The following is a 23,076-nucleotide window of genomic DNA, read 5'->3' as shown; positions in this document are numbered from 1 at the left end:
TGATCACAGGCCGATCCCCCGTTGCCGGCCGAAGCTCCAGTCGATGCCGCCGTCGCCACGGGCGACGCCCGAGACGTGGCGGCCGAGCTGCTTTTCGATTGAAGGCGTCCAGGGCACGAGGCTGAAGCCGAGCCCGTCGTCGATCATGGCGAAGCGGCCGGTCGCGAGCGTCAGGCGCCGCTGATAGGTGCCGGTGACATATTCGCCGGACTCGGGCTTGACCTGCGGACGCCCGGTTTCGGCGGCGATGCGCGCCGCCACCGCGTCCAGCTCGCGCCGGCGCAGCGTGTCGACCAGCCCGGGCTGGAAGCTGACGCCGCGCTTCTGGCGTTCGGCGAGACCCTGGCCGACCAGTTGTTCGGCGCGGCGATCCATGGCGTCACGCACCTCGGCGCCGAAGCCGCCGCCGAGCGCCACGGGCTCGCGGGCGATAGCCTGCCGGTCGAGCCAGGTGGCACCGGTCGCGGTAACCTGCCGCTCGATGTCGAGATCGGAGCGCACCGCGATCGCTACGCGCCGCTGGCCGCGATCGTCGTCGAACTTGCGCAGCTCGACGATCGAGCCCGGCGCGCTGTCGCCGGCCGCGTCGAGGCCCGGCAGCTTGATGTGATGGGTGCGGCCGTCGATCCCGTCGACGACGGCGAAGGCCGTGCCCTTTAGCTCGTCGTCGAGGCCGCGGGCGACCAGGCGGCCGATGACCGGATCGCTGAGGCTTTCGGACGCGAGCACATAGCTCGACGCACCGCGATCAATGCCGCGCTCGATCAGGCCCTGGTGGATGCGCTTGATGATGTCGCCGCGCTCGCCGAGTTCGCGCAACGTCGCCTCGGCCTTATCGGACAATGTCCATTGGCCGGGGCCGATCTCATCGGCGAGGCCGAGGCCCTCCAGCTTGCGCAGGCGCCCGACCTTCAGCGCGTGGAATTCGTCGGGCTGGCGATTGGGATGCGGCGCGAGATCGATGACGCCGGTGCGATAGGCATCGCGCCCGAGCTGGCGATCGAGATTGGTCCAGCGGTCCGCATCGATCTGCCGCTCAAGCGTGCGGCGGATCTCCTGGTCGGTGCGCGGGCCGAGCTCCTGGGTGATCAGGTCGCGCGCCCGGTCGCGCATGCCCTCTTTTATATAGTCGCGCGAGATGACGAGGTTCTCGCCGTCGTCGCGCACGCCGCGCACAATCAGATGGACGTGCGGATGCTGGGTGTTCCAGTGATCGACCGCGACCCATTCGAGCCGCGTGCCGAGATCCTTCTCCATCTGACCGAGCAGCTCGCGGGTGAAGCCCTTGAGGTCGGACATCTCCAGCGCGTCGTCCGGCGAGACGATGAAGCGGAAATGATGGCGGTCGTCCTCGGCTTGGCTTGCGAAATCCTTGGCGTCGGCGCCGTCACCGCCGGGACCGAACAGGCGGGCCTTCTCGCCGTCACGGGTGACGCCGTCGCGCTGGAGATAGTTGAGATGCGTCGCGAGCGGCGCCGAGCGGCCGCCATGACGAACGACGCGCGCCTTAATCACCGCGCCGCGCGAGCGCGCGGTGATCAGGCGATTGGCCTGGATCGAGGCGCGCTGGCCGCGCCCAAACCGGGACCGCGCGCCCGACCCAATCTTCCCTTGCCGGGAGACGCTGCCGCCCGCCCGCTGGGCGGCGGCGAGCGCCTGGGCGATGAAGGGCCGCGCGCGCTGGGCGCTGGTCGAGCGAATGCGGCCTGGCCGAATGCGAAATTCGCGCTCGTCGCTCATGGCCGTGGCTCCGCACATCGCGCAAAGCCGATGATTTCCTTGGAGAAAGCGCGAGCGCGCAGGCTGCGCCGATCAGGCTCACCTCGCGAAATCGCGCCATAACCTATTGAAAAAGCACAACCGAACCCAAGCGCACATCGCGCCCCTTTATCCTGCCATCGTGCGGTTGTGCTTGCGTCTTCCCCTCCCAACGCCCTCCATGATGCGCCGGGGTTCGCCATGCTGCGAGGGATGGATGAACGCCTCATCGGGGGCCTGCCGTCTCCCGCCGGGAGACGAAGAGCCCGCCCGTCGGGTTCGCATCGGCCGAAACATCGCGCGGCCGGACAGCGGGAGCGCTGTCACCGGGCTGCGCATCGGCCGGCGCTGTCGCTGCGGTCGAAACGCGCTCGGGAGCCCCGATGAACAGCGGTGCGCGCGTCCAGGCCAGCGGGTCGGCGGCAGCAACATTGACGACGGCCGGCGACGGCATGCCGCCGACAAGGGGTGCGAGCTGGGCGACATAGGCGCGCGTTTCGGCTGGCAAGGCGCGACCGCCCGCGAGGAATTCGTCGTAGCGCCCCGGACCGGCATTGTAGGCCGAGAGAAAGCCCGGCGATCCGTAGCGATCGTAGAGTTCGCGCATGTATGCCGTTCCCGCGATGATGTTGTCGTGCGGGTCGAACGGGTCGCTGCCGAGCCGATACCGGGCGCGCAGATAGGCCCAGGTGTCGGGCATGAGCTGCATGAGACCCTGCGCGCCCTTAGGCGAGATCGCGCGGATGTCGTTGGCGCTCTCGACGCGCATGAGCGCTCGAATCCATGCGACCGGAATGCCGAAGCGCTGCGAGGCCTCCGCGACGAATTCAGCGAACGGTGCGCTGGCCTCCGTCACTGCCGGAGCCGCCGTCTGCGCGTGTACGGGCACGGCCTCGATGCCCGACAACGACATGCCGGTAAGGAGCAGGAGGAGCAGCCGACGCGCGGCGCGAGGGTTGGTCGCGCCGCTCCCGTGCCGCTGCGATCGATGCAGGGCGCGCACCGATCAGTCCTCCTTGCGCGGCTTGGCCGGCCGCGACCAATGCAGGCCCCAGGTGGAGTTGTCGTCGCCGGCGCGAAAGAGATTGGCGCGCAGCGGACGCGGGAACAGCGGGCTGTCGAGCTGCACGGAGACGTACTCGCCGGCACGCTCGCCGACATGCTTCCATCCGGCGCCGACCTCGCTGCCTTCCTCGCCGCCGAGCAGGACACGGTAGTCCGGTGCGTTTTCGGCGTCGGAGGCCTCGGCCGGAACGATCGCGAGTTCGGCGTCGATGCCGAGCGCGGTGAGCCGCCCGGAATAACCGGACTTGGTGCGGGTGAATTGGCCGATCTGCGTCATGGTCGTCTCCTTCGGTAGGGGGTTGGAAGCGGCAGGTCAGTGGGTCGGCACGCGCCAGACGTAGCGGCCGTCGCCGTCTTCATCGGTCCAGAGCGGGGTCGCCCGGCCGATCACGGTGCTGGTCGGCAGCGGGCCGAAGTAGCGGCCGTCGAGGCTGTCGGGGACTGACCAGTTCATCAGGAAAAGCTCGTCCTCGCCGATGCGGCGGCAGCCCTGCCAGACGGGCAGCGAACGGCCGCGATGGTCGCGGTCGAGCGCATCGCCCACCGGCACGCCGTCCACGGTGATGGCGTGATCGCGGCGGCAAACCTCTTGGCCGGCAACGCCCGCGACCCGCTTCATCAAGGGCACGCCACGGCCGATATAGCCGCGTTCGACCATGAAGGCGGCGAGCGGTTCGGGCGCGCGCAGGGCCACAAGATCGGTGACTTCGAAGCGGTCGGCCGGCGCGATGCTGTAGAGCCCGATCGGCGTGCTGGCGGACGCGTTCCAGATGAGCTTGGTCGGGAAATGGACGAACGATGCGATCGCCACGCCCATGGTCATCACGTAGGTGACCATCACATAGCCGAAGCGGCTCATGCGCCGACCCTCCGCCGCAGCAGGAAGGCTTTGTGGTGGCCCATCGTGTACGGACGCGGCGGCTGGCCGGCCATCATGCGGTTGTGGACGTGCCGCCAGTGATCGGGCGAGACGTCGGCCGCATCGATGCCGGCGGCCTCGATGGCGTCGATCATCTGCAGCATGCGCTCCACCTTCGGCCAGCCTTCGACCTTCAGGAGGATGTCGCCGCCGGGCCGCACGAACGGCACGGTTTGCTGCGGCTCGGTCGGCAGCGCCGCGCGCAGCACATCGAGATGCGATGCGACGGTGCCGTGGTCGTTCGCGGCCCAGCGCACGAAGCCGAACACGCTGTCCGGCGCGAAGCGCAGCACGCGCCGGCGGCGATCGAGGATCTGTTCGCCGACTTCGCGGCCGAACCTGATCCAGTTCTCGATGCGCTTTTCGATCCAGGTGAGTTCGACCTCGGTCAGGTGAGTGGGCGGCGGCGCGGCCGGACCTGGCGCGCCGCGCGCATGGATGGCGCCGGTGCCGGTCATGTCGCGTCTCCGTTGCTCGGGGGGAATTCGCGCGCGAGCAGCTCGCGCAGCATGTCCGCCACGGTGACGCCGCGCTGGAAGGCGGCGATCTTGATCCGGGCGCGCTGGTCGGGCGTGACGTCGATGGTCAGGCGGGCCGAATAGATGGCGGCATCGGCGGTTCGCGCCGGCGGCGTCTCGGCCGCCTTGATCCAGTCTTCGGGATCGCCCGGCCGCGTGGCGAAGCCGCGTTTCGGAGGCGCCGCGGTCATGGCGCGATCCTCGCGATCTCGGTGGCCAGCGCCGCGATCTCGCGCGCGGCGGGACTGTCACCGTCCAGCTCGCCGACGAGACGGCCGCTCTGCGCGGTGTCGGCGAAGGCGACGCGCTGGCCGATCGTGGCGGCGAGCAGCGGCGGATCATGGTCGGCCAGCGTCTCGGCCGTCTCGCGGGCGATGACGGTGCGCGCGGCGCAGCGATTGAGGACGAAGCGCGCCACGAGCTGCGGCCGGTAAATGCGGGCTTCGCCGAGCAGCGACAGCATCTCGGCCGATGCCCAACCGTCGAAGGGCGACGGCTGCACCGGGATCAGCACCAGGTCGGCGGCGAGCAGCGCCGAGCGCATCAAGCCGGCGACACGCGGCGGCCCGTCGATGATGACGTGGTCGACGTCGCGGGCGATCTCGGGAGCCTCGCGATGCAGCGTGTCGCGGGCCAGGCCGACGACGCCGAAGAGCCGTGGCAGGTTTTCGCGCGAGCGCTGTTGCGACCAGTCGAGCGCCGAGCCCTGCGGGTCGGCGTCGATCAGAGTGACTCGCTGACCCCGCTGAGCCCATTCGCCTGCGAGGTGCAGCGCGATCGTCGTCTTGCCGACGCCGCCCTTCTGGTTGAGGAGCGCGACGATCATAACGGTCTCCCGGCGATCGGGGACTCGTCCACAGCGGCCGAAAACGGCCGTTGCGTTAGAAAGATTCCGAAGGAATCTAGGTTAGAGAAGTTACGGGGCTTGCAAGTTGCTGATTCAGCGAGCGGATTCGACGATTCCGGTCCCCGATAGCACGAGGATCGGGTCCTCGATGGCACGATGGGTCCGGTCCCTGATAGCACGAGACGATTCACAGCTTATCCCCAGAGCGGACGATCGCGCGGCGACGCTGGCGCGGGATGCCGAGCGCGTGCGGGTCGTTGGGTTTGAAGGAGAGGATTTCGGGACCGCCGAGGCACTGCTCGATGGTCAGGCGGTAGCCGGGCAACGGCTGGCGACGGACGATGTCGCGCAGGTCGTAGGCGAAGTGTTTGAGCGGCGAGAGCGAGCCGGACTTAGCGTGGAGATGCGGAAAATCGAAGCTCCAGCCGAACTCCTGTTTGCCGCCGTGCTTGCGCACGAGGCGGTAGAGCCAGCGCTCAAGCCCGCCCGTCAGACCGAAATAGTCGCGGTCGATGGTCAGCACGAGCGCGTCGTCAAGAACGGCGGCGTAGAACCAGTCGGGCACGATGAGTTCGAGCCCGAGCGGCCGTCCGCGCGCGTCGGCACGCTCTTTCCACTCATTGATCCAAGAGAAGCGGTGCAGCCGCCGCTCGGTCGGCTGGCGGATCGATGTCGCCACCGTCGTCGACTGGAGCCGGTCGAGCGCGGCCTTCAATCGGTCGTAGTCGCGCAAGCTGACGCCACGACCGATGAACTGCAGGATCTCGTAGGGCGTGGTCGCCATCAGGCGCGACGGCCGCAAGCCATGGTCGCGCGCCTCGACGATCTGGGACGCGGCCCAGATCAGCACGTCGGCGTCCCAGATGGTCGCCATGCCGTGCTCCGGCACGGCTTCGACGCGGATGACGACGGAGCCAGCCTTGAAGTCGATCGGAGCGATCCGCTTCGACTTGCCGAGCGCGAAGAACGGGTACGCCATCAGGTCCTGCGCGTCGCGCGGCGCAAGATCGCCGGGCAGCGCCCGGAAGAGATCGAGCTGTTCGCGTTCGCTGCTGTGATGGCGCGCCGACATTTGCGATCGGCTCAGCGCTGCGGCGCGTGACCGCCGGTCGCGCTGGCTGATTCGTGGCGCTTCGCCGGCAGGACGGCGTCCGTCTCGGCGGTCGAGTTCTTGGTGCCGCGATTGGCCCAGGCCTGCAGGTCGGCGATCGCGTAGACGACGCGTCCGCCGAGCTTCTTGAACGCCGGCCCGGTGCCGTAGGTGCGATGCTTCTCAAGCGTGCGGCCCGACAGGCCGAGGAAGCGCGCCGCTTCAGGTGTGCGCAGATAGCGTGGAGGAACGTGGACAGTCGCGCTTTCGGCCATGATCGGGCTCCGTGCGGTGCTGGGGGGCTGCCGGATGTCGGCGGCGGTTCCAGCGCACGGTCGTTCGCTCTGGCGCGATCCACGATGTCGAAGATTTCGGGGAATAATCGACACCCCCTGACGGGGGCGACGGGGCTACGGTTTGCGCGGCCGTTTCAGAAGGTCGCGATAGTCGCCGTGGACGAGTTTCATGCCGTCGCGGGCGAGACGGATCGTCGTCTCGCGCAACGCGTCACCCGCCCAGGAGGCCGCCTCGATATGGTGTTGGGGAAAGAGCGCCATCGCGATCGCCCGGTAGCTTTGCCGCTCGAGGCGGGCATCGACGGCGCGCAGCATCTGGCGCAGGCGCTGGCGACGCTGCGGCGTTACGCGCGGGTCCGGTAGCGCTGGCGGCTCGTGGGTGCCGCGCCAGTATCGGGCGAGCGCTTCCAGCCGATCCGGCGTCGCGTCGTCAAGGAGGATCAGGGCGGCGCGCGGCCGCGCGTCATCGCCAATGCCGACCATGCGCGCACGGATCACTTCGCCCCCCACGGCGATGCGTGCGTCGGTATCGCCTGCCGGGGCGAGCGCCGGACCGTCAGCCGGGGCTGCAGGCGCAATCCACGCCGGGAGGCCCTGCAGGATCAGCGTCCACGGATCGGCTGCTGGTGTCCACGCGGGTTTTGCATCCGTTGCCGAGAGATCGGGGTCGGCAACGAAAGGATAACCCCCATTTGTTGGCAAGAGCGACCTCGGCCTTGTCTTCGTCGAGACCGCGGCCTTTCAATCGCTTGTAGTCTTGCTGGTACTCAGGATTGCGCCTCAAGAATTCCCAGGCCAAGTCCGGAGCATCGAGATCGTTTACATACTCATAGGCGGTTGAGATCCGCCACGTGCCTTGCTCCGGCATCCTTGGCCTCCCACACCTCGCTAAACGCGAGAACTACAAGCGCTAACGATTCGCGGTTGAGTGGCAGTTTTGGAAGCCCGAAGGTGAACACGGGTGATGCGGAAGCTGCATCACCGCAAGCTATAAGGTTAATGAAATGAGGATCTTATAAGGTCGCGAAAACCGTTTTCGGTCATCCAATGCGCTCGGGCGAGATGACTCTGGTAGACGAGTTCGGCGCGCGCATGATCAGTGTTCGGATCGATGCCGAAGATGATCACGGCGACTTCTTCCCATGAGGCGCCTGCGGTTTCGGCGTCCAGCAGACGAAGGTAGGTCGCCAGATGCGCACGGTCATAGTCGGTCAGCCGCGAGTCGGTCGGCGGTTGATCTTGGAAGGCGGATTTAGCGCTCATAGTTAACGTCCCCACCGCGTCATATCCGAAACGGATAGAGTTTGCACGACGGCGGTATCGTAAAGACGACGACAATCGGCGGCATTATTCGACTGGCGCGCGCCGCTCAGCCCGTGGACGGTCTTGCCGGACAATCATCACCCCTTCGCCCTGATCGGAGTTGAGGAAGACGATTCCGGCTTCCTCAAGCGCGCGTCGGACCTGGTCACGCGTGGATTCATGCACGCCAAGCCCGTTCTCGGACTCGACGCGCTTAAGAGCGGTCAGCGATACCAAGGCCTTGTCAGCGAGCGTCTCCTGATTCCAACCAAGCAACGCGCGGGCGGCCCGTGACTGTCGGGCGGTGATCATGCATGACCACCTCCTACAGTCCGAACTTCGCACGCCACGAAAACGACTATAATAGTCGCCTTTGGCCGCCTTGGCGAGGCCAAAGCCGGTCGTGAGAGGCCCGTTCGCCGCAAATCCGGCTCAACCGATTCGGTCGCCTTGCAGAGCGAAGGCCCCGGCCTTTCGGCCGGGGCCTCACGCCGGCCTCAGTCGCCGCGCCGCCCGTTCGGGCGGGACCAGATGAGCGAGAAGGTGTCGGCGTCCTCGTCGTCGAAGAGGTTGGCGTAGATCGGGGCGTTGAAGCTCGGATCGTCCAGCTTGAGGCCCAGATAGTCGCGGCCCTCGTTGGAGCGCTTGGACCAGGCGGCGCCGATCTCGGCGCGGCCGACCAGGACCCGGTGGCTGGGGGCGTTCTCGCCGGTGGCGCGCTGGTCGGGGACGATGCGCACGTTCTTGGCCTGGACGCTGAGGGTGACGATTTCGCCGGTGAACTCGTTCGTGCCGGTCTTCTTGAAGGTGCCGATGGTCGCCATTGTAAGTCTCCGTTTTCCGTTCCTGAGCCCGCACCATTGCGGCCTCGATGGCGATCGGTTGGCCGGAGGCGATCGACGGCGCACCCCGAAGGGGCCTGACAGCTAAGGAGGGCTTTCTTGTCCCGCGAGGAATGGCGGCGCAGCCGGCAGGGGAAGAAAGTTTGACGCGGCTGTTGCGTCATAGGCGATCGAGGCGCAGCCGGCCTTCGGCCAGATCAGGCCATTTGAGAGGCCGTTTGGAGCGGTCGCGTGACGGTGAGAAACGGAGAGATGGCGGCCCACCGCTGCCGCCAAGACAATATCGCCACGAACCACACTGGCGAGTTGCGCCCTTGTCCGGGCCGATCACGGCGTCCTGACCCGGCCTGCCTGCAGGGACGCTTCCGCATCAACCGGATCTCCGCACAAGCTATGACGGCTGACGCTGCGCCTGCGCCTGCCGTGGGTCGCTCTCAAGGCCGAACGACGATCCGCTTTTCCAGCCCCGCAACCGCCCACTCTCCTGACGGGGATCGCCGCTTCAATCGTCGCCCTGGTCCGCACCAGCACGACATGCGCGATGTCAGGCCCGCGCGAGGTCCCGGCTGGTGGGGCTGCTGGCCGTGGCCATTCCGGCGACCCGGACGAAGGCCGTGATGCCGACGGCGATGGCCCCGATGACGGAGAATGCGATCTGCCACGCGTCCGACGGCATCAGGTGCTTCACGATGCCATGGGTGGCGTGGAAGCCCGCGACGGCGGCCGGTGCGACGAAGATGACGGCGACCCCGAGCTTTAGCCACATCGGCCGCGCAAAGGTGATGAGGAGCTGGCCGACCGCGAAGGTAACGGCCGCGGCGATGAGGCCGACCAGGATCGCGCCGGGAACACCGGCGCCGGTGCCGTGGGCCCAGCCTCCTGCGGCGAAGCCGGCGAAGGCTGGCAGCGCGAAGACGGCCAGCGTGAACAACAGCCAGCAAAGCAGGCCTATAGCTGCAAGAGATGCAAGTATTGCGAGGATGATCATAGTGGTGGCCTCCGTGCCAAAATGTCTGACGGTTGCGCCTGCCACCACCACCACGGCGCGACCGCACTATAGCTGAAGATCGACTGCGCCGGGAGCGGAAATCGCGGCCGATTTCCGCTTCGGCGGACCGGGTTGCCCCGGTCAGGCGAAAGGATCGATCTCATGGACGATCGCGGCGGTGTCGCCATCGTACTCGCTGGCGGGCATCACCGAATGGGTTCCGTCGCCGGCCTGAAAGATGACGATGGCGGCCATCAGCGACGTGGCGAGGCTGAAGGCGAAGGCATGCGCTTGCTTGAGGGACATCGACCCGGCTCCTGTTTCGAGCGGTGGACCATCCCCCGCTGACAGGCGCCCGAAGTGTCGGACTGGTCGCTGCAATCACCGCGCAGGCGCAGCCGTAGCGGCGGCATGCTCGCATAGCCGACCCTTTACGGGTTGATGGCGCCAAGCGGCCAGTCTGACCAAGGATCAGCGCAGAGAAGCGGGTGTGGTGCTCGGCGCCGGGAGCCGGCCCTGTCCCGTCAGTCCGGAAGCGCCTGCATTCGCCATGCCGGTGCGTTGGCGATGAAGTCCCGGTAGGCATAGTTGACCAGGTCGCGAACCAGCTCGAGCAGCCCGCCGACCGGCAGTCCGTCGAAGGGATCGCCATGCGCCATGCCGTTGCGCCGTTGGCTGAGGCTGGGCTTCGCGTCTCCGGTGACGAAGCCGATCGCGGTGCCGCCGGTGCGGACGGTCATCGGGATGTGCGCGTCGGTCAGGCCGTCGACGTCGACCATATGTTTCAGCAACGCCGCAAAGGTCCGGCTCTTCTTTGGAATCTTGTCGCCATATCGGTCCATCGTGGCGAGTTCGAGGGCGATCAGCGCCGCAAGCTCGCCGGCTTTCAGCACGTCGAGGTCGACCCAGCCGAGGAGGTAGAGCGTCTGCGCTCGTGCGAACTTCGCGCGCACGATGTCCGGGATGCGCTCGTCGATGCCGAGGCTGACGATGAATTTCCGCCAAGTCTCGGGATCGTCGAATTGAAGGAATCCACCGGGCATTCCCGGCGATGGCCAGGGAATGACGAGTGGTTCTGAGCGCGGCGGAAGGTCCAGGTCGAGATTCAGCGGCGTCTCCTTTCTGATATCCGGGCGTGCAATAATACTCGCGATCGGCAAGTATTGCGAAGTCTGACGGCGCTCACGCGCCGCCGAACTTCCAGACCGGGATGCCGAGCTTCTTGGCCTTGTCAGCCATGTTGTCGTTGATGCCCGTGCCGGGGAAATGCATCACGCCCTTCGGCACGATCTCCAGCATCCCGTCGTTGCGCTTGAAGGGCGCGGCGCGACCGTGCTTCGTCCAGTCGGGTGCAAAACCGATCTGCGGCACGTTGCGGTTCTTCGCCCAGAGCGACGCGATCTTCTCGGCGCCTTTTGGTGACTTGCCGTGAACGAGGACCATGTCGGGGTGCTTCTCATGCACCTGGTCGAGCTTGGCCCAAATGAGCCGGTGATCGTTGAAGTCGAGCCCGCCGGTGACGACGATCTTCGGGCCGGGAGGAAGAAGGACCTCCTGATCGGCGCGCTTCTTCGCCATCAGGAAGTCGCGGCTATCGATCATCGCCGAGGTGAGATTGCGATGGTTGACCTTCGATCCGCTGCGCGGAAGCCATGCCTTGCCGACGTGGCGTTCGTAGTGTTCGGCGGCCTGATCACGCATCAGCTCGAAAGCGGCTTGGCGCTCGATGAGCGTCTGGCCCTCGGCGATCTGGCGCTCCAGTTCGACCGACTTCACCTCGCTGCCGTCCTGTTCCCTCTGCGAACGCTTCTGGGCTTGCTCATTGTCGTCGAGTTCGCGTGCGATCCGGTCGGTGGCGCGATGGAAGACGTTCACGGTCGACCAGAGGAGATCGTCGAGGTCGGGTTCGAGGCGCGTGTCCTCCAGGGTGGAGATCAGGGCGTCGAAGATGTCGGCGATGGCGCCCGCAACCGCGTTGCCGTCCGGAAGAAGCCGCTGATCCGGTTCGTCGGAAAAGGGCCTGTAGCCGTGGAGCTGCAACTCGTTGAGGACATGGTCGGTAGGTGAGGATTCGTGGTGTGGTTCGAAGTCGTCATGCGCGTTCATGGGATGCTCCGTCGGTAGGACCGCGACCGTCGCGGCCTTCATGGCGACGAAGCCCACCGGCGAGACGGCCCTGCACCCGAAGCGCAGCGCAGGGCCGGAGCGTCAGCGGAGGATGGCGAAGGCCGGCTATTTTGCCTCGCGATGGAAAGGCGCGGCACGCGCCGCCGGAAAATAGTCGGCCGCCGCCATTGCCGGGCCGGCCCGACTGTGGGCCGATCGCCCCCTCGAAGGCCGAGGCGCGGTCCTCTCGGACGATATGGGGCATCCGGACGGGCATGACGGCACCGCCGCCACTTTCCTCCTTGCCGGCTATGCCGCGAGAGCCATGAAGCGCGCCACGTCCTGTGGCCCGATCTGCATCCGGGTCTGGCTTCTGAGCGCGTCGATGCCGAGGGTGCGGAGATCCTCGTTGAAGTCGCCGAGCTGCGGAGAGATGACAATCGCGTCGATCCCGGCCGCGTTCGCCCGTTCGACCAGGCTGTCCCGCGCACCGTCACCGGCCGGATCGTCGTCGCGCAGGATGTAGAGCCGCCGTAGCGTGTCCGGGAACAGGATAGCGGCGAGATGGGCTGCGGAGAGCGCCGCCAGCATCGGCATGTCGGGCAAGACCTGCCTGACGGACAGGACGGTCTCGATGCCTTCGCCGGCCGCCATCACCTCGTCGCCGATGCCGAAGCGCACCGCGTTGCCGAGAAGATCGCCCATCGCCCGCCTCGGCGTGTCGAGCGGCGCCTTGTCGCGGCGTCGCGGGTCGAGCCAGGTCCGGTGCGCCCCGGTGATCCTGTCGCGGAGGTCGGTGACGGCGGCGATCATTGCCGGCCAGGTCTCGGTCGGGGAATGCTCGTCGGGCCGATAATAGCAGCGCGGGTGGAAGCGCAGATTTCCGGTTCCGCGTAAATCCGTAATGCCGCGTTCCCGTAGATACGCCTGTACGAGCGTGCCCGTAATCGGCTGCGACATGCCGATCAGACGGCGGGCTGCCTCGGGCGACCCGTGCGGTGCGGGCGCCTGACGCGGGTTTGCCGGCAATGGTTCTGGCTGCGGCATCGAGAGGAAGGTCCGTGCCTCATCGGCGACGTCCTTGAAATCGACCAGGCCGCAGCTCTCGCGGATCACGTCGAGAAGATCGCCATGCTCGCCGGTCGCCGCATCGGTCCATTTGCCGGCCGGGCCCTTGGGTGAGTCCTTGAGCCGCACATACATCGAGCGGCCCGGCGTGTTGCGCGCATCGCCGACCAGCCAGTAGCGGCCTTCACGCCGTCCACTGGAGAGGTAATGGCGGCACACTGCTTCGGCCCGCCGGCCGAGACGCTGCGCGAGATCGGAAGCATCGTGACGCGACATCACGCGGCCTCCCGTTCTGAGATGCGCGTCACCGCATAGGTGTCGAGCAGCTTGGTGAGGATGCCCGGTCCGGTGCCGTCGACCGGCACGAAGAAGCGCAGCTTCCAGGAGATGATCTCGCTGAACAGGCCATAGGCCCGCAGTCGCTCGCGCATCGCCTCGGTGAAGCCGGTCAGCTCCAGCCGATAGGCGCTCATGACCCGGGCGCGGCGAAGTTGGAGGCCTTCGGCCAAGTCGAGGATCGTGCGGCCCTCCATCAGCGCGGCGAAGGCATGTTCCGGCGTCAGCGTGCCAGCCCCCTGCGTGGCGGCGTTCGCAGCCCAGGCCGGCGAGACGCGGCGACCGATGATGCGCTCACCCGCATCGGTCTGGAGCCGGTAGACCCTGGTCGACTCGTCCGGCAGGCGCTTCCAGATGGGCAGCAGCAGGCCGGCGACGATATGGATCGTGCTGTCGGAGAAGTCCGGGATGTCGGCAAGCTCCGCCTCCCATGCGGCGGCGAAGCGGTCGCGGTCGGCGTCCTCCCAATGGCTTTCGTCCATCATCCGCAACGGCGCATAATGCTGCTCCATCGGCCGGATCAGGCAGACGCGGCGTTCGATCTCGCCGTCGTCGAGCATCATCGACGGGGCCGGCATCTGCACTGCGGCCCGGCCGGAGCGACCGTTGACCAGGAGCCGCGCGCGCGGATCGGCAAGGTGGTCGAGCGCGGCGGTCAGCGTGACGGGGCGATTGCGCTCCCGGCGGGTGATGGTCAGCAGCCGCGTCTCAGCGCCCGTGCCGGGATGGACATGGATGACCTGGCTGTCGGTGACCACGAAGCTCTCGGCCTGCAGCGTCTCCAATCCGATGTCATAGTGGCCGCTGCGGATCGCACCCTCGATCTTGGCGGTCAGGAGCTGCTCGAAGGCGGTGAACAGGATACCCTGCAGCTCTATGGTGAGCGCCAGCAGCCGGTTGAGGAAGGTCGTGATCGGCGGCAACTCGTCCTTGATGCCGTTGTCGTCCATCAGCTTCAGGCCGGTAGCGGTCTCGAACCGATCGAGGGAGCAACCCTCGACCTTGCCGCGCACGAGTAGCAGGTAGAGCTGGCGGAGCGCATCGCGCGCATAGTGGGATTCGAGATTGTCCTCGGGCCGGAACAGGCCCTGGCCGCCGGTCTGGCGCTGTCCGCGCGTGATGGCGCCGAGCGTGTCGAGCCGCCGTGCGATAGTCGAGAGGAAGCGCTTTTCCGCCTTCACGTCGGTGGCGATCGGCCGGAAGAGCGGCGGCTGCGCCTGGTTGGTCCGGTTGGTGCGGCCGAGCCCCTGGATCGCCGCGTCGGCCTTCCAGCCGGGCTCCAGCAGATAGTGGATGCGCAGGCGCTGGTTCCGGACAGCGAGGTCGGCGTGATAGCTGCGGCCCGTGCCGCCGGCGTCGCTAAAGACGAGGACGCGCTTGTCGTCGTCCATGAACGAGGCCGCCTCGGCGAGATTGGCCGATCCTGCCCGATTCTCGACGGCAAGCCGGTCGCCCTTGCGCACGACGCGGCGCGAGCGTCCGGTCACCTCGGCGACGACGTCCGTGCCGAAGCGCTGGACGATCTGGTCGAGCGCGCCGGGGACCGGTGGAAGCGATGCGAGGCGTTCGATCAGCTCGTCGCGGCGGGCGACGGCTTCGCGGCTCTCGACGGGCTGGCCGTCGCGATAGACTGGCCGCGACGACAGGTTGCCCTCGCTGTCGGAGAACGGCTCGTGGAGCTGTACCGGGAAGGAATGGGCGAGATAGTCCAGGACATATTCCCGCGGCGTGATGTCGACGCGGACGTCATTCCATTCTTCGGTGGGGATCTCGGCCAGCCGGCGCTCCATCAGGGCCTCGCCGGTCGAGACGATCTGGATGACGGCGGAATGGCCGGCCGCCAGGTCCTGCTCGATCGAGCGGACTAGCGTCGGGGTCTTCATGCTGGTGAGGAGATGGCCGAAGAAGCGCTGCTTGGCGCTCTCGAAGGCCGAGCGCGCGGCCGACTTGGCCTGCCGGTTCAGCGTACCGGTATCGCCAGTGATGTTCGCGGCCTGCATCGCCGCATCGAGATGATTATGGATGATGGCGAAGGCGCCGGCATAGGCATCGTAGATGCGGGTCTGCTCGGGCGTGAGCTGATGCTCGACCAGCTCGTACTCGACGCCGTCATAGGAGAGCGATCGGGCCGTATAGAGGCCGAGCGCGCGCAGGTCGCGAGCCAGCACCTCCATCGCCGCGACGCCGCCATTGTCGACGGCTTCGACGAACTGGGCGCGATTGGCGAAGGGAAAGTCCTCGCCGCCCCACAGGCCGAGGCGCTGGGCATAGGCGAGATTGTGGACGGTGGTCGCGCCGGTCGCCGAGACGTAGACCACGCGGGCGTTCGGGAGCGCATGCTGGAGCCGAAGGCCCGCACGTCCTTGCTGCGATGGGGACACATCGCCCCGTTCTCCCTTGCCGCCGCCGGCGTTCTGCATCGCGTGGCTCTCGTCGAAAATGATCACTCCGTCGAAATCGGAGCCCAACCATTCGACGATCTGCTTGACGCGCGAAAGCTTCTCCCCACGGTCGTCGGACCGTAGCGTGGCATAGGTGGTGAATAGGACGCCTTCGGGCAGTCGGATCGCCGTACCCTGCGGGAAGCGCGACAGCGGCGTGACCAGCAAGCGTTCCATGCCAAGCGCCGACCAATCGCGCTGGGCGTCTTCCAGCAGCTTGTCGGACTTGGAGATCCACACCGCCTTGCGGCGGCCCTGAAGCCAGTTGTCGAGGATGATGCCGGCCGACTGGCGGCCCTTGCCGGCGCCGGTGCCGTCGCCGAGCATGAAGCCTCGGCGGAAGCGCACCGCGTTCGGGGCATCGTCCGGCGCGGCGGTGACGAGATCGGCGGTCTCGTCCACGGTCCAGGATCCGGCGAGGTATTCGCCATGGGCCTCGCCGGCATAGATGACCGTCTCGAGCTGGGCGTCGGACAGGATGCCGTCGGCGACGATCGGCGCCGGCAGCGTCGGCCGATAGCTAGGCTTCGGCGGCGCGACCGAGGCCATGGCGGCGGACTGCACCAGCTTGGTCGGGTGCGGCTGCGCACCCTCGATCCGGATCGACTGGAGCGAATAGGCCTCGTAGATCGAGTCCGACAGGCGGCCGGTCTCCGGCGGCGTCCAGTCGATGGTCTCATAGGCGAGCGGAACGCCTTCGAGCTGGGCGATGCGACGGGCGGGCTGGGCTGTCGCCGCGCGGGCGAGATAGCCTCGCACCGTGCGCGGCGTGGCGGCCGGCATCGCCGTGGGACGTGCGATCGAGACCGGCAGACGCGCGGGAAGCTGCCTGTCGATCCAGCCGAGCAGCATCGCGACGTCGGGAGCGATCCCGGCAGAGTCTGGAAAATGCTCGGGGTCCTCGGCCGGCGCCTTGTCGATGACGGTCAGGCGGGTCTCGATGGTCGTGCCATGTTTGGCATAGACCGAGCCGGCGATCGCCGCGGTGAACACGACGCGGCCGCGCGCCTGCAACCGGACGAAGGCGTCCCGCCAGGCCGGAAGCTCCGGCGAGAAGTTGGCGCCGGTAATCGCGACAAGCCTCCCGCCATCGGCCAGACGGGCGAGCGCCGAGGCGATATGCCGATAGGCGGCGTCGGCGACGCGCCCGGTGACGTTCGCCATCACCGAGAATGGCGGGTTCATGATGACGACGCTGGGCACGGCGGCCGGATCGAGATGATCGTCGATCTGGGCGGCATCAAAGCGCGTGACGGGCATGGCCGGAAAGAGAGAGGTGAGAAGATCGGCGCGGGTCTGGGCTAGCTCGTTGAGGATGAGCGATGCGCCCGCGGTCTCGGCGAGGACGCCGAGCAGCCCGGTGCCGGCGGACGGCTCCAGCACGCGGTCGGCCGAGGTCAATGTTGCCGCCGTCAGCGCGGCAAGGCCGAGCGGGAGCGGCGTCGAGAATTGCTGGAAGGCCTGCGCCTCCTCGGATCGGCGCGTGTGCGTCGGCAGCAGTGCGACGATCTTGGCGAGGGCCGACAACCGTGAAGCCGGCGATGCGGCTTTACGGAAAAGCGGCTTTCCGTACTTGCGCAGAAAGAGGACTGTTGCGCCCTCGCAGGCGTCGTAGGCGGTTTTCCAATCCCAGGCGCCAGCAGTGTCGGATGCGCCGAAGGCGGCCTCCATGGCTCTGCGCAGGATGGCGGCATCGACGGTGCGGCCCTGTTCGAGGTGGGAGAGGATGCGCTCGGCGGCGGCGAGGATGGAGGCGGCCGGCGGCGTGTGCGGGACAAGCGGAAGCGTATCCGCCTCGACGGCGGGGATCAGAGCATGGAGCATGGGCGAAACCTCGGAGAGCGGGAGACGGGCGAGCCAGCCCGACGCTCTCTCTCTCGACCGGACGGGCTCAAACCCGTCCCGGCCATCCTCTCACTCTGGCGCGGGCGGAACCCGGCCTGCCGCACCGGCTTCCGGGGACGCGGATCGGCCGCTAAGCTCTCGTAGGAAAACAAGCTGCTGCGCCTCCCGCCATGCGGGCGCGCCGCGCGGGATGATGAGCATGGGAGGCGAGATGAAGGGCAGCGCGGTCGGCATTCTTGGCGCGGCATGTCTGGTGGTCGGCTTCGGGGCGGGCTTCGTGCTCCGGCCGGTGATCTCGCCGGTCGCCGCATCACCGGCCGTCGCCGCCGGCGTCGCCCAACCGAGCGAGGACGAAGCTACCGCAGCCGTGCGGCGCCACCGCCTGTTCACGGGAACGTCGCTCGCCAACGCGACCCTGAAGCTCGGCGACTGCTCGCCGGGCGGCGTGGGCCCCGGCGTGACCTGCATGACGCAGATCCTGCTCGATCCGACCAAGCCGAACGCGAGCCCGCAGAACCGGCCGATCGGCTTTGCCCGCGTCAACGGGCAATGGGAGGTGGCGGTCTGGTAGACGCGAACGAGCGAGCCCGCGCTCTGCTTGCCAATGGCGAGGAGTTTCTGCCGTCCGTGGTGCGGGCGGAGACCGGCGATCCTCGCGACACCTGCTACATGATCGCGATCGCGGCCGAGCTTGGGCTCAAGGCGTATCTTTCGAGCCAGGGATGGAGCGACGATCGCTGTCGCCGGACCATCCGCCACGATCTCGAACGAGGTCTGGCGAGCGCCTGCAAGTTCGGGATGGTCGGCGCAGGCGACGAACTGGCCGACGTGATGGTGGTGCTGAACGCCTACTATCCGCGCCATGCCTTTGGTCGCTTCGATGGCGATCGGGCCTTTGCGTCGAAGGCCCGCGTGGCCGTCGCGGGTCTTTTCGATGCCGTGCGCCTCTATATCGAGGCCTCCGGCGGGCGGTAGATCTCGAAGGGATTGCCATCGGCGAGATGGCCGAACGGCGTGAAGACGAACTCGCCGTCATCGCGGCCGACGGCACAGATGACGTAGCGCGGCTCGCCCGTCGCCACGTCGGTGCATTCCATCAGCGCCAGGTCGCCGCTGGTCGCGGCGCGCAGCAATGTCTGGAAGTTGGCGCGGGCATGATCGGGAATGCTCATCGCACGCCTCCCTCGGCAAGCCGCTCGGCGAGCCAGCGGCGGGTGCTCGTCCAGGCGATAGTCTCGCCGGAGGCGAGATCGAGCACATGGGCGCCGCCCGAGAAGCCGTCGATCACGGGATTGGACGCCATGCCGGCCCATTGGAATCCCCAGCGGCCGGTCAGCCCGAAGGCCTCGGCGCAGCGCGTTACGAAGGTGATGACGAGCTGCTGATCTGCGGTGCCGGGATCGCGCAGCCAGAGCCGCGACGCACCGTGGTCGGGTGTCACCGACAGGTGAAACGGCTCGGCCGGCGGGTCCTCGCGGCCGTTCTCGGCCATCAAAGCGGCGTAGATGTCGAAGGCCCGGGCGACATTGGCGGACGTGCCGACGTCGAGCAGGCAGGAATAACGGGTAAAGAAATCGGTCATGGCGGGCTCCGGAAAGGAAAGAGCCCGGCGCTGGGGCCGGGCTCGGGGTGGGTTCGGGGCGGCGGCGGCTAGTAGCCGAACTGCCAGGATGGCCAGGCTTGGCCGTCGTCGGCGGCGCGCACGGCGTCGGCTAGATTGGCGGGATCGCCTTCGACGGCGACGGGATCGCGCACCGGGGTTTCGTCGATGATCGTCACGCGGCCGACGAGCCCGTCCTCGACCTCGACATGCACGGGAACGAGGAACTGAAAGACGACGCGGCGTGGCGACGGGATGGATCGCGACATGGCGATGCTCCTTCGATCGGGGAAAGGACCGGAGCGGCCGAAGCCGCTCCGGGTGCTCGTCATTCGGCCGCGACAAGGTGCGGTTCATCGTCCGTGGTCTCCGGCGTGACGTCCTCGTCGTCGCTGGCGAGGAATGCGGGCAGCACCGCGTCGCCATCCTCGCCGCCGGTCTCGACCTCCGGCGTGGACGCCTCGGCATCGTAGATCGGGCGCAGCGGCTCGGGCAGCCAGCCGCTGTCGGCGAGCAGGCGCTCGGCCTCCTTGGCCATGTCGCCCTTCTTCAGGTGGTCGATGAGCTGCGCGGCCTGTTCGCCGACACCCTCGCGGACTGCCTGCAGGATGCGGGGCTTGGTGACGCGGTTGAGGTAGTTGCCGAAGGTCGGGCGCCAGCCGGCCTCCACAAGGTCGAGGCCCGTCGCCTTCGTCAGGCGGTCGGCTTGGGCGAGCCGCATGTCGAGCGTGTGCTGCGACACGCCGCCGGCGCTGTGCGGGTTCGGCCGCTCGTAGAGCGCGTTGACGCCGTAGCTGACGCAATGCGCCAGCAGCGCCATCCGGCTGGCATCGTCCAGCCCCGCAAGCCAGTCCCACAGGGCGTCGTCCTCCTTCGGGATGTCGCCGGCCCAGGCGGCGTGGCGATCCTGGACCGCGCGCGCCGACGGGCTATCCTTCAGGGCATCGTCCTGCGCCGGGAAGAAGATGTGCTTCACCCCGGCTTCCATGGCGCCCGTGTACATGCGGGTCATGAAGGTGTCCGAGACCAGCTTGTGGATGAGCGCGGTCATGGCGACGTGCGGGTTCTCGGCGACGGCGTTGCGCAGCGCGAGCGTGCGGTAGGCCGTCAGCTCGATGACCAGGCGCTCGGGCAGCGGCTTGATCGCGTCGTCCTCGTCGTCCTCCGCCTCGACGGGCTGGCCGCCGATCGTGATGACGGTGCGCTGCAGGACCGGCGCACCGGGCTCGTCCGGCCGACCTTCGGCTTCGTCCCCATCGGTGTCGGCGCTGGGCTCGGGAGCCTCGTCCTCGGCCCGGACATAGCCGCGATCGATGGCGACGCTACCGTCATGGGCGATGCTGATGAACACGCCGGCGCGGGGGATGTCGTCGGCATCGAAACGGACTGGACGGGTCTCGAACGCGGACAGTGCCGTCTCGATCTCGCCGAGCCGCTGGTCGACCTCGTCGGGCAGTTCGTCGGCCCCTTCATATTCGGCTTCGAGCTTCTGGTATTCGGCGTTGAGCGCCTCGATCGTCGCCTGTTCCTCCGCCGTCATGTCGAGCGGCTCGCCCTGCAGCTCGCGCAGGCCGCGCGTGGCGTCGTAGGGGAAGCCGACCGCGACCTCGATCCACTTCCAGCCCTCGGCGGCGATCGTCTCAGCCGTCGCCTTCAGCTTCTCGCCCACCAGCCGATCGAGCAGAGCCGCATCCTGCAGCCAGCCACCATCGTCAGACTGGAACAGGTCGCGCATGACGATGCCGCCCGCCAGCTCATAGGCTTCGACGCCAACGAACACGGCGCGCTTGTCAGAGGCGCGCACCGTCGTCTCGGTCAGCATGCGGCGGATCTGATACGGCTCCTTCGACCAGGCGTCCTTGATCGCCTCCCAGACCTGCTCCTGGCGAGCATGGTCGTCGGTGACGGTGAAGGCCATGAGCTGGTCGAGCGTCATGCCGTCCTCGGCATAGACGTCGAGCAAGGTGGGCGATGCGGCCGCGAGGCGCAGGCGCTGCTTGACCACCTGCAACGGTACGAAGAGCGCCGCGGCGATCTCCTCCTCGGTCTTGCCCTTCACCCTCATGTCCTGGAAGGCGCGGAACTGGTCGAGGGGATGAAGCGGCGCGCGGTCGATGTTCTCGACCAGCGAGACCTCCTCGGAGAGGATCTCGTCGTCGCGCTCTCGCACCACGCAGGGCACCGGCGCGATCTTGGCGAGGCGCTTCTGCTTCACCAGCAGCTCCAGCGCGCGGAAGCGGCGGCCGCCGGCCGGCACCTCGAACATGCCAGTCTCCTGTCCTTCGGCATCGACCACGGGCACGACGCTGAGGCTCTGGATCAGGCCGCGACGCGCGATCGAGGCCGCCAGGTCCTCGATCGAAACGCCGGCCTTCACACGCCGGACGTTGGACTGGCTCAAGACCAGCTTGTGGAACGGGATGTCGCGCGAGGACGACAGGACGATCTTCTGAATTGCAGTAGCCATCGGGGATTACTCCGCGACGGGCGGTCGAGAGACTCTCTCTCAACCTCCAACCCGTCACGAAAATCCCGTCCTCCCTCTCACTCTCTACTGGCCGGCGCCCCGGGCGCGGCGACGGGAGACGCAGAAGCGCAGACCCGCCGCCACGGATTTACGGATTTACAGACTGCCCGGTCGTCGCGCTTCGGTGGACGGCGTGAAGCATGCGTTCGGCCTGGCGGATGCTGCCGGTCCGACGGGCCGTCTCGGCCCAGGCCGAGATCGGATAAAGGCCCTCGAACAGGATATCGCGTTCGATGCCGAGATCGAGCGGCAGTCGCACGGCGATCATCTCGGCGAGGCTGAAGGAGCCAAGCTCGGGTTCGCCGAGATCGGCCAGCCCGAACAGGGTGTCGCCGTCCTCGTCGAGTTCGGTCGCGAGCCAGACGCCTTCGCCGAGAGGATTGAAGAACTTGACCACGGGGATGTGGTCGGCGTCGCGGTTCCGGCCATTGGCCAGGAGCTGCTCGCGCAGCTCGTCGGTCAGGAGGATCATGCGGCCCTCCTGTCGATCGCGGGTTCGGCCGACAGCGCGGCCCCATCAGCCGGCACGAAGCCGAGCAGCCAGTCGGCGGCCTTGCTCGCCTGGCTCGCGGCGCGGACGATGGCGCGGTTGTCTTCGCGCAGCACCTCCAGCCAGGAGCCGATATAGTCCGCATGACGCACGGTCGGCACGATGCCGAGCGAGGCGCCGCAGAAGGCGGCGTTCATCTCGGCGACCAGCTCCTCGAACGCGTATTTCTTGGTGCCGAAGCCGCCGGTCATGTCGCGGCCGAGACGGGACGGATGGCCGGTGGCGTGACCCAGCTCGTGCAGAGCGGTGCGGTGCCAGTTGATTGGCTCGAAATAGGCCTGGGGCGGTGGGACCTGCACATAGTCGAGCGCCGGCACGTAGAAGGCGCGATTGCCGCCGATGCGGAAGTCGATGCCCGTGGCGCGGATCAGCGCCTCGACCTGGGGCTCGATCAGGCCCGGCGCCGGCGGCGGCGCGACGATGGCGACGTCCTCAGGCAGGCCCTCGCACTGCGCGGCGTTGAACACCGTGAAGCGCTTCAGGAACGGGATCGCCTGCGCCTCGTCGCCGGTCTCGCGGGCGCGCCGCTTCTCGTCGTGGGGCACGAAGCGGTCGGCATAGACGACGGCCGTGCCGCGCTCGCCCTTGCGGACGTTGCCGCCGAGCGCCAGCGCCTGGCGAAAGGTGAGCCAGCTCTGGCCGGAAAAGCCGTGCTCGATGACGGCGCCCCAGAGGATCAGCACATTGATCCCTGAGTAATGCCGGCCGGTGGCGGCGTTCCTCGGCATGGCGAGCGGCGCCTTCGCCGCCGCGGTCCCCCAGGGCTGGACCCAGGGCACGCGGCCCGCCTCCAGCTCGCCGATGATCTTGCCGGTGATTTCGTCGTAGAGGCTCGTCCGGTCCTGGCCGGCGCGAGCGGTAGCGGTCTTTCTGGGCATCGCGGATCTCCGCGACGGGCGCCGGAAGACTCTCTCCCAGCTCTCAACCCGTCACGGCAAATCCGGTCCGCACTCTCACTCTACCGGGGGCGTTGCGGGG

General features: G+C 67.7%; 28 protein-coding genes. 2 read left to right on the top strand and 26 right to left on the bottom strand.

Annotated features, from left to right (window positions below):
- Nucleotides 1-3 precede the first annotated feature (3 nt).
- The 20 genes from AC13RM_RS08255 to AC13RM_RS08160 form a co-directional block, all read right to left on the bottom strand.
- Nucleotides 4-1,740 (bottom strand): relaxase/mobilization nuclease domain-containing protein, encoded by a 1,737-nt coding sequence (locus AC13RM_RS08255; protein WP_488554798.1) that lies wholly within the window; start codon nt 1,738-1,740, stop codon nt 4-6.
- A 244-nt stretch (nt 1,741-1,984) separates the two neighbouring features.
- Nucleotides 1,985-2,671, bottom strand: a complete 687-nt coding sequence (locus AC13RM_RS08250) for a lytic transglycosylase domain-containing protein (RefSeq protein ID WP_488554797.1) — start codon at nt 2,669-2,671, stop codon at nt 1,985-1,987.
- 93 nt (nt 2,672-2,764) lie between these two features.
- Nucleotides 2,765-3,100, bottom strand: a complete 336-nt coding sequence (locus AC13RM_RS08245) for a DUF736 domain-containing protein (RefSeq protein WP_488554796.1) — start codon at nt 3,098-3,100, stop codon at nt 2,765-2,767.
- A 36-nt stretch (nt 3,101-3,136) separates the two neighbouring features.
- On the bottom strand, nt 3,137-3,682 hold the full coding sequence (locus AC13RM_RS08240; RefSeq protein ID WP_488554795.1) for a S26 family signal peptidase: 546 nt from the start codon (nt 3,680-3,682) through the stop codon (nt 3,137-3,139).
- Complete coding sequence (locus tag AC13RM_RS08235) at nt 3,679-4,200, bottom strand: DUF2840 domain-containing protein (protein ID WP_488554794.1); 522 nt, start codon at nt 4,198-4,200, stop codon at nt 3,679-3,681. The genes AC13RM_RS08240 and AC13RM_RS08235 overlap by 4 nt, the downstream gene beginning before the upstream one ends.
- Entirely contained in the window at nt 4,197-4,451 is a 255-nt protein-coding gene (locus tag AC13RM_RS08230; RefSeq protein ID WP_488554793.1) for a ribbon-helix-helix protein, read from the bottom strand. The genes AC13RM_RS08235 and AC13RM_RS08230 overlap by 4 nt, the downstream gene beginning before the upstream one ends.
- On the bottom strand, nt 4,448-5,086 hold the full coding sequence (gene parA, locus AC13RM_RS08225; protein WP_488554792.1) for a ParA family partition ATPase: 639 nt from the start codon (nt 5,084-5,086) through the stop codon (nt 4,448-4,450). Before parA ends, AC13RM_RS08230 begins: the two co-directional genes overlap by 4 nt.
- 208 nt (nt 5,087-5,294) lie before the next feature.
- Nucleotides 5,295-6,179 (bottom strand): replication initiator protein A, encoded by an 885-nt coding sequence (locus AC13RM_RS08220; RefSeq protein WP_488554791.1) that lies wholly within the window; start codon nt 6,177-6,179, stop codon nt 5,295-5,297.
- 11 nt (nt 6,180-6,190) lie between these two features.
- Nucleotides 6,191-6,472 (bottom strand): helix-turn-helix transcriptional regulator, encoded by a 282-nt coding sequence (locus AC13RM_RS08215; protein WP_488554790.1) that lies wholly within the window; start codon nt 6,470-6,472, stop codon nt 6,191-6,193.
- Nucleotides 6,473-6,607: 135 nt separating this feature from the next.
- Complete coding sequence (locus tag AC13RM_RS08210) at nt 6,608-7,072, bottom strand: DUF2285 domain-containing protein (RefSeq protein ID WP_488554828.1); 465 nt, start codon at nt 7,070-7,072, stop codon at nt 6,608-6,610.
- On the bottom strand, nt 7,050-7,361 hold the full coding sequence (locus AC13RM_RS08205; RefSeq protein WP_488554789.1) for a transcriptional regulator domain-containing protein: 312 nt from the start codon (nt 7,359-7,361) through the stop codon (nt 7,050-7,052). The genes AC13RM_RS08210 and AC13RM_RS08205 overlap by 23 nt, the downstream gene beginning before the upstream one ends.
- Before the next feature lie 128 nt (nt 7,362-7,489).
- On the bottom strand, nt 7,490-7,756 hold the full coding sequence (locus AC13RM_RS08200) for a DNA -binding domain-containing protein (protein ID WP_488554788.1): 267 nt from the start codon (nt 7,754-7,756) through the stop codon (nt 7,490-7,492).
- A gap of 84 nt (nt 7,757-7,840) precedes the next feature.
- A complete protein-coding gene (locus AC13RM_RS08195; protein WP_047523486.1) occupies nt 7,841-8,107 on the bottom strand; it encodes a hypothetical protein in 267 nt (88 codons plus the stop codon).
- Between the two features lie 185 nt (nt 8,108-8,292).
- Nucleotides 8,293-8,619 (bottom strand): DUF736 domain-containing protein, encoded by a 327-nt coding sequence (locus AC13RM_RS08190; RefSeq protein ID WP_440143249.1) that lies wholly within the window; start codon nt 8,617-8,619, stop codon nt 8,293-8,295.
- A gap of 562 nt (nt 8,620-9,181) precedes the next feature.
- Entirely contained in the window at nt 9,182-9,625 is a 444-nt protein-coding gene (locus AC13RM_RS08185) for a hypothetical protein (protein WP_488554787.1), read from the bottom strand.
- Between the two features lie 141 nt (nt 9,626-9,766).
- The gene (locus AC13RM_RS08180; RefSeq protein ID WP_162894760.1) at nt 9,767-9,931 is read right to left on the bottom strand and encodes a hypothetical protein; all 165 of its coding nucleotides are present in this window, start codon (nt 9,929-9,931) and stop codon (nt 9,767-9,769) included.
- 218 nt (nt 9,932-10,149) lie between these two features.
- Nucleotides 10,150-10,785: a hypothetical protein gene (locus AC13RM_RS08175; RefSeq protein WP_488554786.1), complete on the bottom strand. Its 636-nt coding sequence runs from the start codon at nt 10,783-10,785 to the stop codon at nt 10,150-10,152.
- A gap of 22 nt (nt 10,786-10,807) precedes the next feature.
- Nucleotides 10,808-11,731, bottom strand: a complete 924-nt coding sequence (locus AC13RM_RS08170) for a DUF2493 domain-containing protein (protein WP_488554785.1) — start codon at nt 11,729-11,731, stop codon at nt 10,808-10,810.
- A gap of 309 nt (nt 11,732-12,040) precedes the next feature.
- Complete coding sequence (locus AC13RM_RS08165) at nt 12,041-13,075, bottom strand: DUF7146 domain-containing protein (protein ID WP_488554784.1); 1,035 nt, start codon at nt 13,073-13,075, stop codon at nt 12,041-12,043.
- Nucleotides 13,075-17,400, bottom strand: a complete 4,326-nt coding sequence (locus AC13RM_RS08160) for a strawberry notch-like NTP hydrolase domain-containing protein (RefSeq protein ID WP_488554783.1) — start codon at nt 17,398-17,400, stop codon at nt 13,075-13,077. Before AC13RM_RS08160 ends, AC13RM_RS08165 begins: the two co-directional genes overlap by 1 nt.
- Nucleotides 17,401-17,632: 232 nt before the next feature.
- Here AC13RM_RS08160 and AC13RM_RS08155 point away from each other — a divergent pair, with 232 nt between their 5' ends.
- Entirely contained in the window at nt 17,633-17,992 is a 360-nt protein-coding gene (locus AC13RM_RS08155) for a hypothetical protein (RefSeq protein WP_488554782.1), read from the top strand.
- A complete protein-coding gene (locus AC13RM_RS08150) occupies nt 17,971-18,396 on the top strand; it encodes a HEPN domain-containing protein (RefSeq protein WP_488554781.1) in 426 nt (141 codons plus the stop codon). Before AC13RM_RS08155 ends, AC13RM_RS08150 begins: the two co-directional genes overlap by 22 nt.
- Here AC13RM_RS08150 and AC13RM_RS08145 read toward each other — a convergent pair.
- The 6 genes from AC13RM_RS08145 to AC13RM_RS08120 all read right to left on the bottom strand — a co-directional run bounded on the left by AC13RM_RS08145 (nt 18,369) and on the right by AC13RM_RS08120 (nt 22,976).
- Nucleotides 18,369-18,593 (bottom strand): DUF6117 family protein, encoded by a 225-nt coding sequence (locus tag AC13RM_RS08145; RefSeq protein WP_488554780.1) that lies wholly within the window; start codon nt 18,591-18,593, stop codon nt 18,369-18,371. The genes AC13RM_RS08150 and AC13RM_RS08145 overlap by 28 nt on opposite strands.
- Entirely contained in the window at nt 18,590-19,003 is a 414-nt protein-coding gene (locus AC13RM_RS08140; RefSeq protein ID WP_488554779.1) for a hypothetical protein, read from the bottom strand. The genes AC13RM_RS08145 and AC13RM_RS08140 overlap by 4 nt, the downstream gene beginning before the upstream one ends.
- 68 nt (nt 19,004-19,071) lie before the next feature.
- Nucleotides 19,072-19,290: a hypothetical protein gene (locus AC13RM_RS08135; protein WP_488554778.1), complete on the bottom strand. Its 219-nt coding sequence runs from the start codon at nt 19,288-19,290 to the stop codon at nt 19,072-19,074.
- A 59-nt stretch (nt 19,291-19,349) separates the two neighbouring features.
- On the bottom strand, nt 19,350-21,488 hold the full coding sequence (locus AC13RM_RS08130; RefSeq protein ID WP_488554777.1) for a ParB/RepB/Spo0J family partition protein: 2,139 nt from the start codon (nt 21,486-21,488) through the stop codon (nt 19,350-19,352).
- Between the two features lie 148 nt (nt 21,489-21,636).
- Complete coding sequence (locus AC13RM_RS08125) at nt 21,637-22,020, bottom strand: DUF2958 domain-containing protein (RefSeq protein WP_488554776.1); 384 nt, start codon at nt 22,018-22,020, stop codon at nt 21,637-21,639.
- The gene (locus tag AC13RM_RS08120; protein WP_488554775.1) at nt 22,017-22,976 is read right to left on the bottom strand and encodes an ArdC family protein; all 960 of its coding nucleotides are present in this window, start codon (nt 22,974-22,976) and stop codon (nt 22,017-22,019) included. The genes AC13RM_RS08125 and AC13RM_RS08120 overlap by 4 nt, the downstream gene beginning before the upstream one ends.
- Nucleotides 22,977-23,076: the final 100 nt, after the last annotated feature.

The sequence above is a fragment of the Martinezella sp. CNPSo 3732 genome (assembly GCF_057784515.1).
The sequence above is the reverse complement of the archived record's forward strand: the minus strand, read 5'-3'. Positions and strand labels throughout refer to the sequence as shown.

Excerpts from the sequence above, each read along its gene's own strand:
- AC13RM_RS08255 (WP_488554798.1), bottom strand. The coding sequence starts at position 1,740 with ATGAGCGACGAGCGCGAATTTCGCATTCGGCCAGGCCGCATTCGCTCG.
- AC13RM_RS08250 (WP_488554797.1), bottom strand. The coding sequence starts at position 2,671 with ATGTCGTTGTCGGGCATCGAGGCCGTGCCCGTACACGCGCAGACGGCG.
- AC13RM_RS08245 (WP_488554796.1), bottom strand. The coding sequence starts at position 3,100 with ATGACGCAGATCGGCCAATTCACCCGCACCAAGTCCGGTTATTCCGGG.
- AC13RM_RS08240 (WP_488554795.1), bottom strand. The coding sequence starts at position 3,682 with ATGAGCCGCTTCGGCTATGTGATGGTCACCTACGTGATGACCATGGGC.
- AC13RM_RS08235 (WP_488554794.1), bottom strand. The coding sequence starts at position 4,200 with ATGACCGGCACCGGCGCCATCCATGCGCGCGGCGCGCCAGGTCCGGCC.
- AC13RM_RS08230 (WP_488554793.1), bottom strand. The coding sequence starts at position 4,451 with ATGACCGCGGCGCCTCCGAAACGCGGCTTCGCCACGCGGCCGGGCGAT.
- parA (WP_488554792.1), bottom strand. The coding sequence starts at position 5,086 with ATGATCGTCGCGCTCCTCAACCAGAAGGGCGGCGTCGGCAAGACGACG.
- AC13RM_RS08220 (WP_488554791.1), bottom strand. The coding sequence starts at position 6,179 with ATGTCGGCGCGCCATCACAGCAGCGAACGCGAACAGCTCGATCTCTTC.
- AC13RM_RS08215 (WP_488554790.1), bottom strand. The coding sequence starts at position 6,472 with ATGGCCGAAAGCGCGACTGTCCACGTTCCTCCACGCTATCTGCGCACA.
- AC13RM_RS08205 (WP_488554789.1), bottom strand. The coding sequence starts at position 7,361 with ATGCCGGAGCAAGGCACGTGGCGGATCTCAACCGCCTATGAGTATGTA.
- AC13RM_RS08200 (WP_488554788.1), bottom strand. The coding sequence starts at position 7,756 with ATGAGCGCTAAATCCGCCTTCCAAGATCAACCGCCGACCGACTCGCGG.
- AC13RM_RS08195 (WP_047523486.1), bottom strand. The coding sequence starts at position 8,107 with ATGATCACCGCCCGACAGTCACGGGCCGCCCGCGCGTTGCTTGGTTGG.
- AC13RM_RS08190 (WP_440143249.1), bottom strand. The coding sequence starts at position 8,619 with ATGGCGACCATCGGCACCTTCAAGAAGACCGGCACGAACGAGTTCACC.
- AC13RM_RS08185 (WP_488554787.1), bottom strand. The coding sequence starts at position 9,625 with ATGATCATCCTCGCAATACTTGCATCTCTTGCAGCTATAGGCCTGCTT.
- AC13RM_RS08180 (WP_162894760.1), bottom strand. The coding sequence starts at position 9,931 with ATGTCCCTCAAGCAAGCGCATGCCTTCGCCTTCAGCCTCGCCACGTCG.
- AC13RM_RS08170 (WP_488554785.1), bottom strand. The coding sequence starts at position 11,731 with ATGAACGCGCATGACGACTTCGAACCACACCACGAATCCTCACCTACC.
- AC13RM_RS08165 (WP_488554784.1), bottom strand. The coding sequence starts at position 13,075 with ATGTCGCGTCACGATGCTTCCGATCTCGCGCAGCGTCTCGGCCGGCGG.
- AC13RM_RS08160 (WP_488554783.1), bottom strand. The coding sequence starts at position 17,400 with ATGCTCCATGCTCTGATCCCCGCCGTCGAGGCGGATACGCTTCCGCTT.
- AC13RM_RS08155 (WP_488554782.1), top strand. The coding sequence starts at position 17,633 with ATGAAGGGCAGCGCGGTCGGCATTCTTGGCGCGGCATGTCTGGTGGTC.
- AC13RM_RS08150 (WP_488554781.1), top strand. The coding sequence starts at position 17,971 with ATGGGAGGTGGCGGTCTGGTAGACGCGAACGAGCGAGCCCGCGCTCTG.
- AC13RM_RS08145 (WP_488554780.1), bottom strand. The coding sequence starts at position 18,593 with ATGAGCATTCCCGATCATGCCCGCGCCAACTTCCAGACATTGCTGCGC.
- AC13RM_RS08140 (WP_488554779.1), bottom strand. The coding sequence starts at position 19,003 with ATGACCGATTTCTTTACCCGTTATTCCTGCCTGCTCGACGTCGGCACG.
- AC13RM_RS08135 (WP_488554778.1), bottom strand. The coding sequence starts at position 19,290 with ATGTCGCGATCCATCCCGTCGCCACGCCGCGTCGTCTTTCAGTTCCTC.
- AC13RM_RS08130 (WP_488554777.1), bottom strand. The coding sequence starts at position 21,488 with ATGGCTACTGCAATTCAGAAGATCGTCCTGTCGTCCTCGCGCGACATC.
- AC13RM_RS08125 (WP_488554776.1), bottom strand. The coding sequence starts at position 22,020 with ATGATCCTCCTGACCGACGAGCTGCGCGAGCAGCTCCTGGCCAATGGC.
- AC13RM_RS08120 (WP_488554775.1), bottom strand. The coding sequence starts at position 22,976 with ATGCCCAGAAAGACCGCTACCGCTCGCGCCGGCCAGGACCGGACGAGC.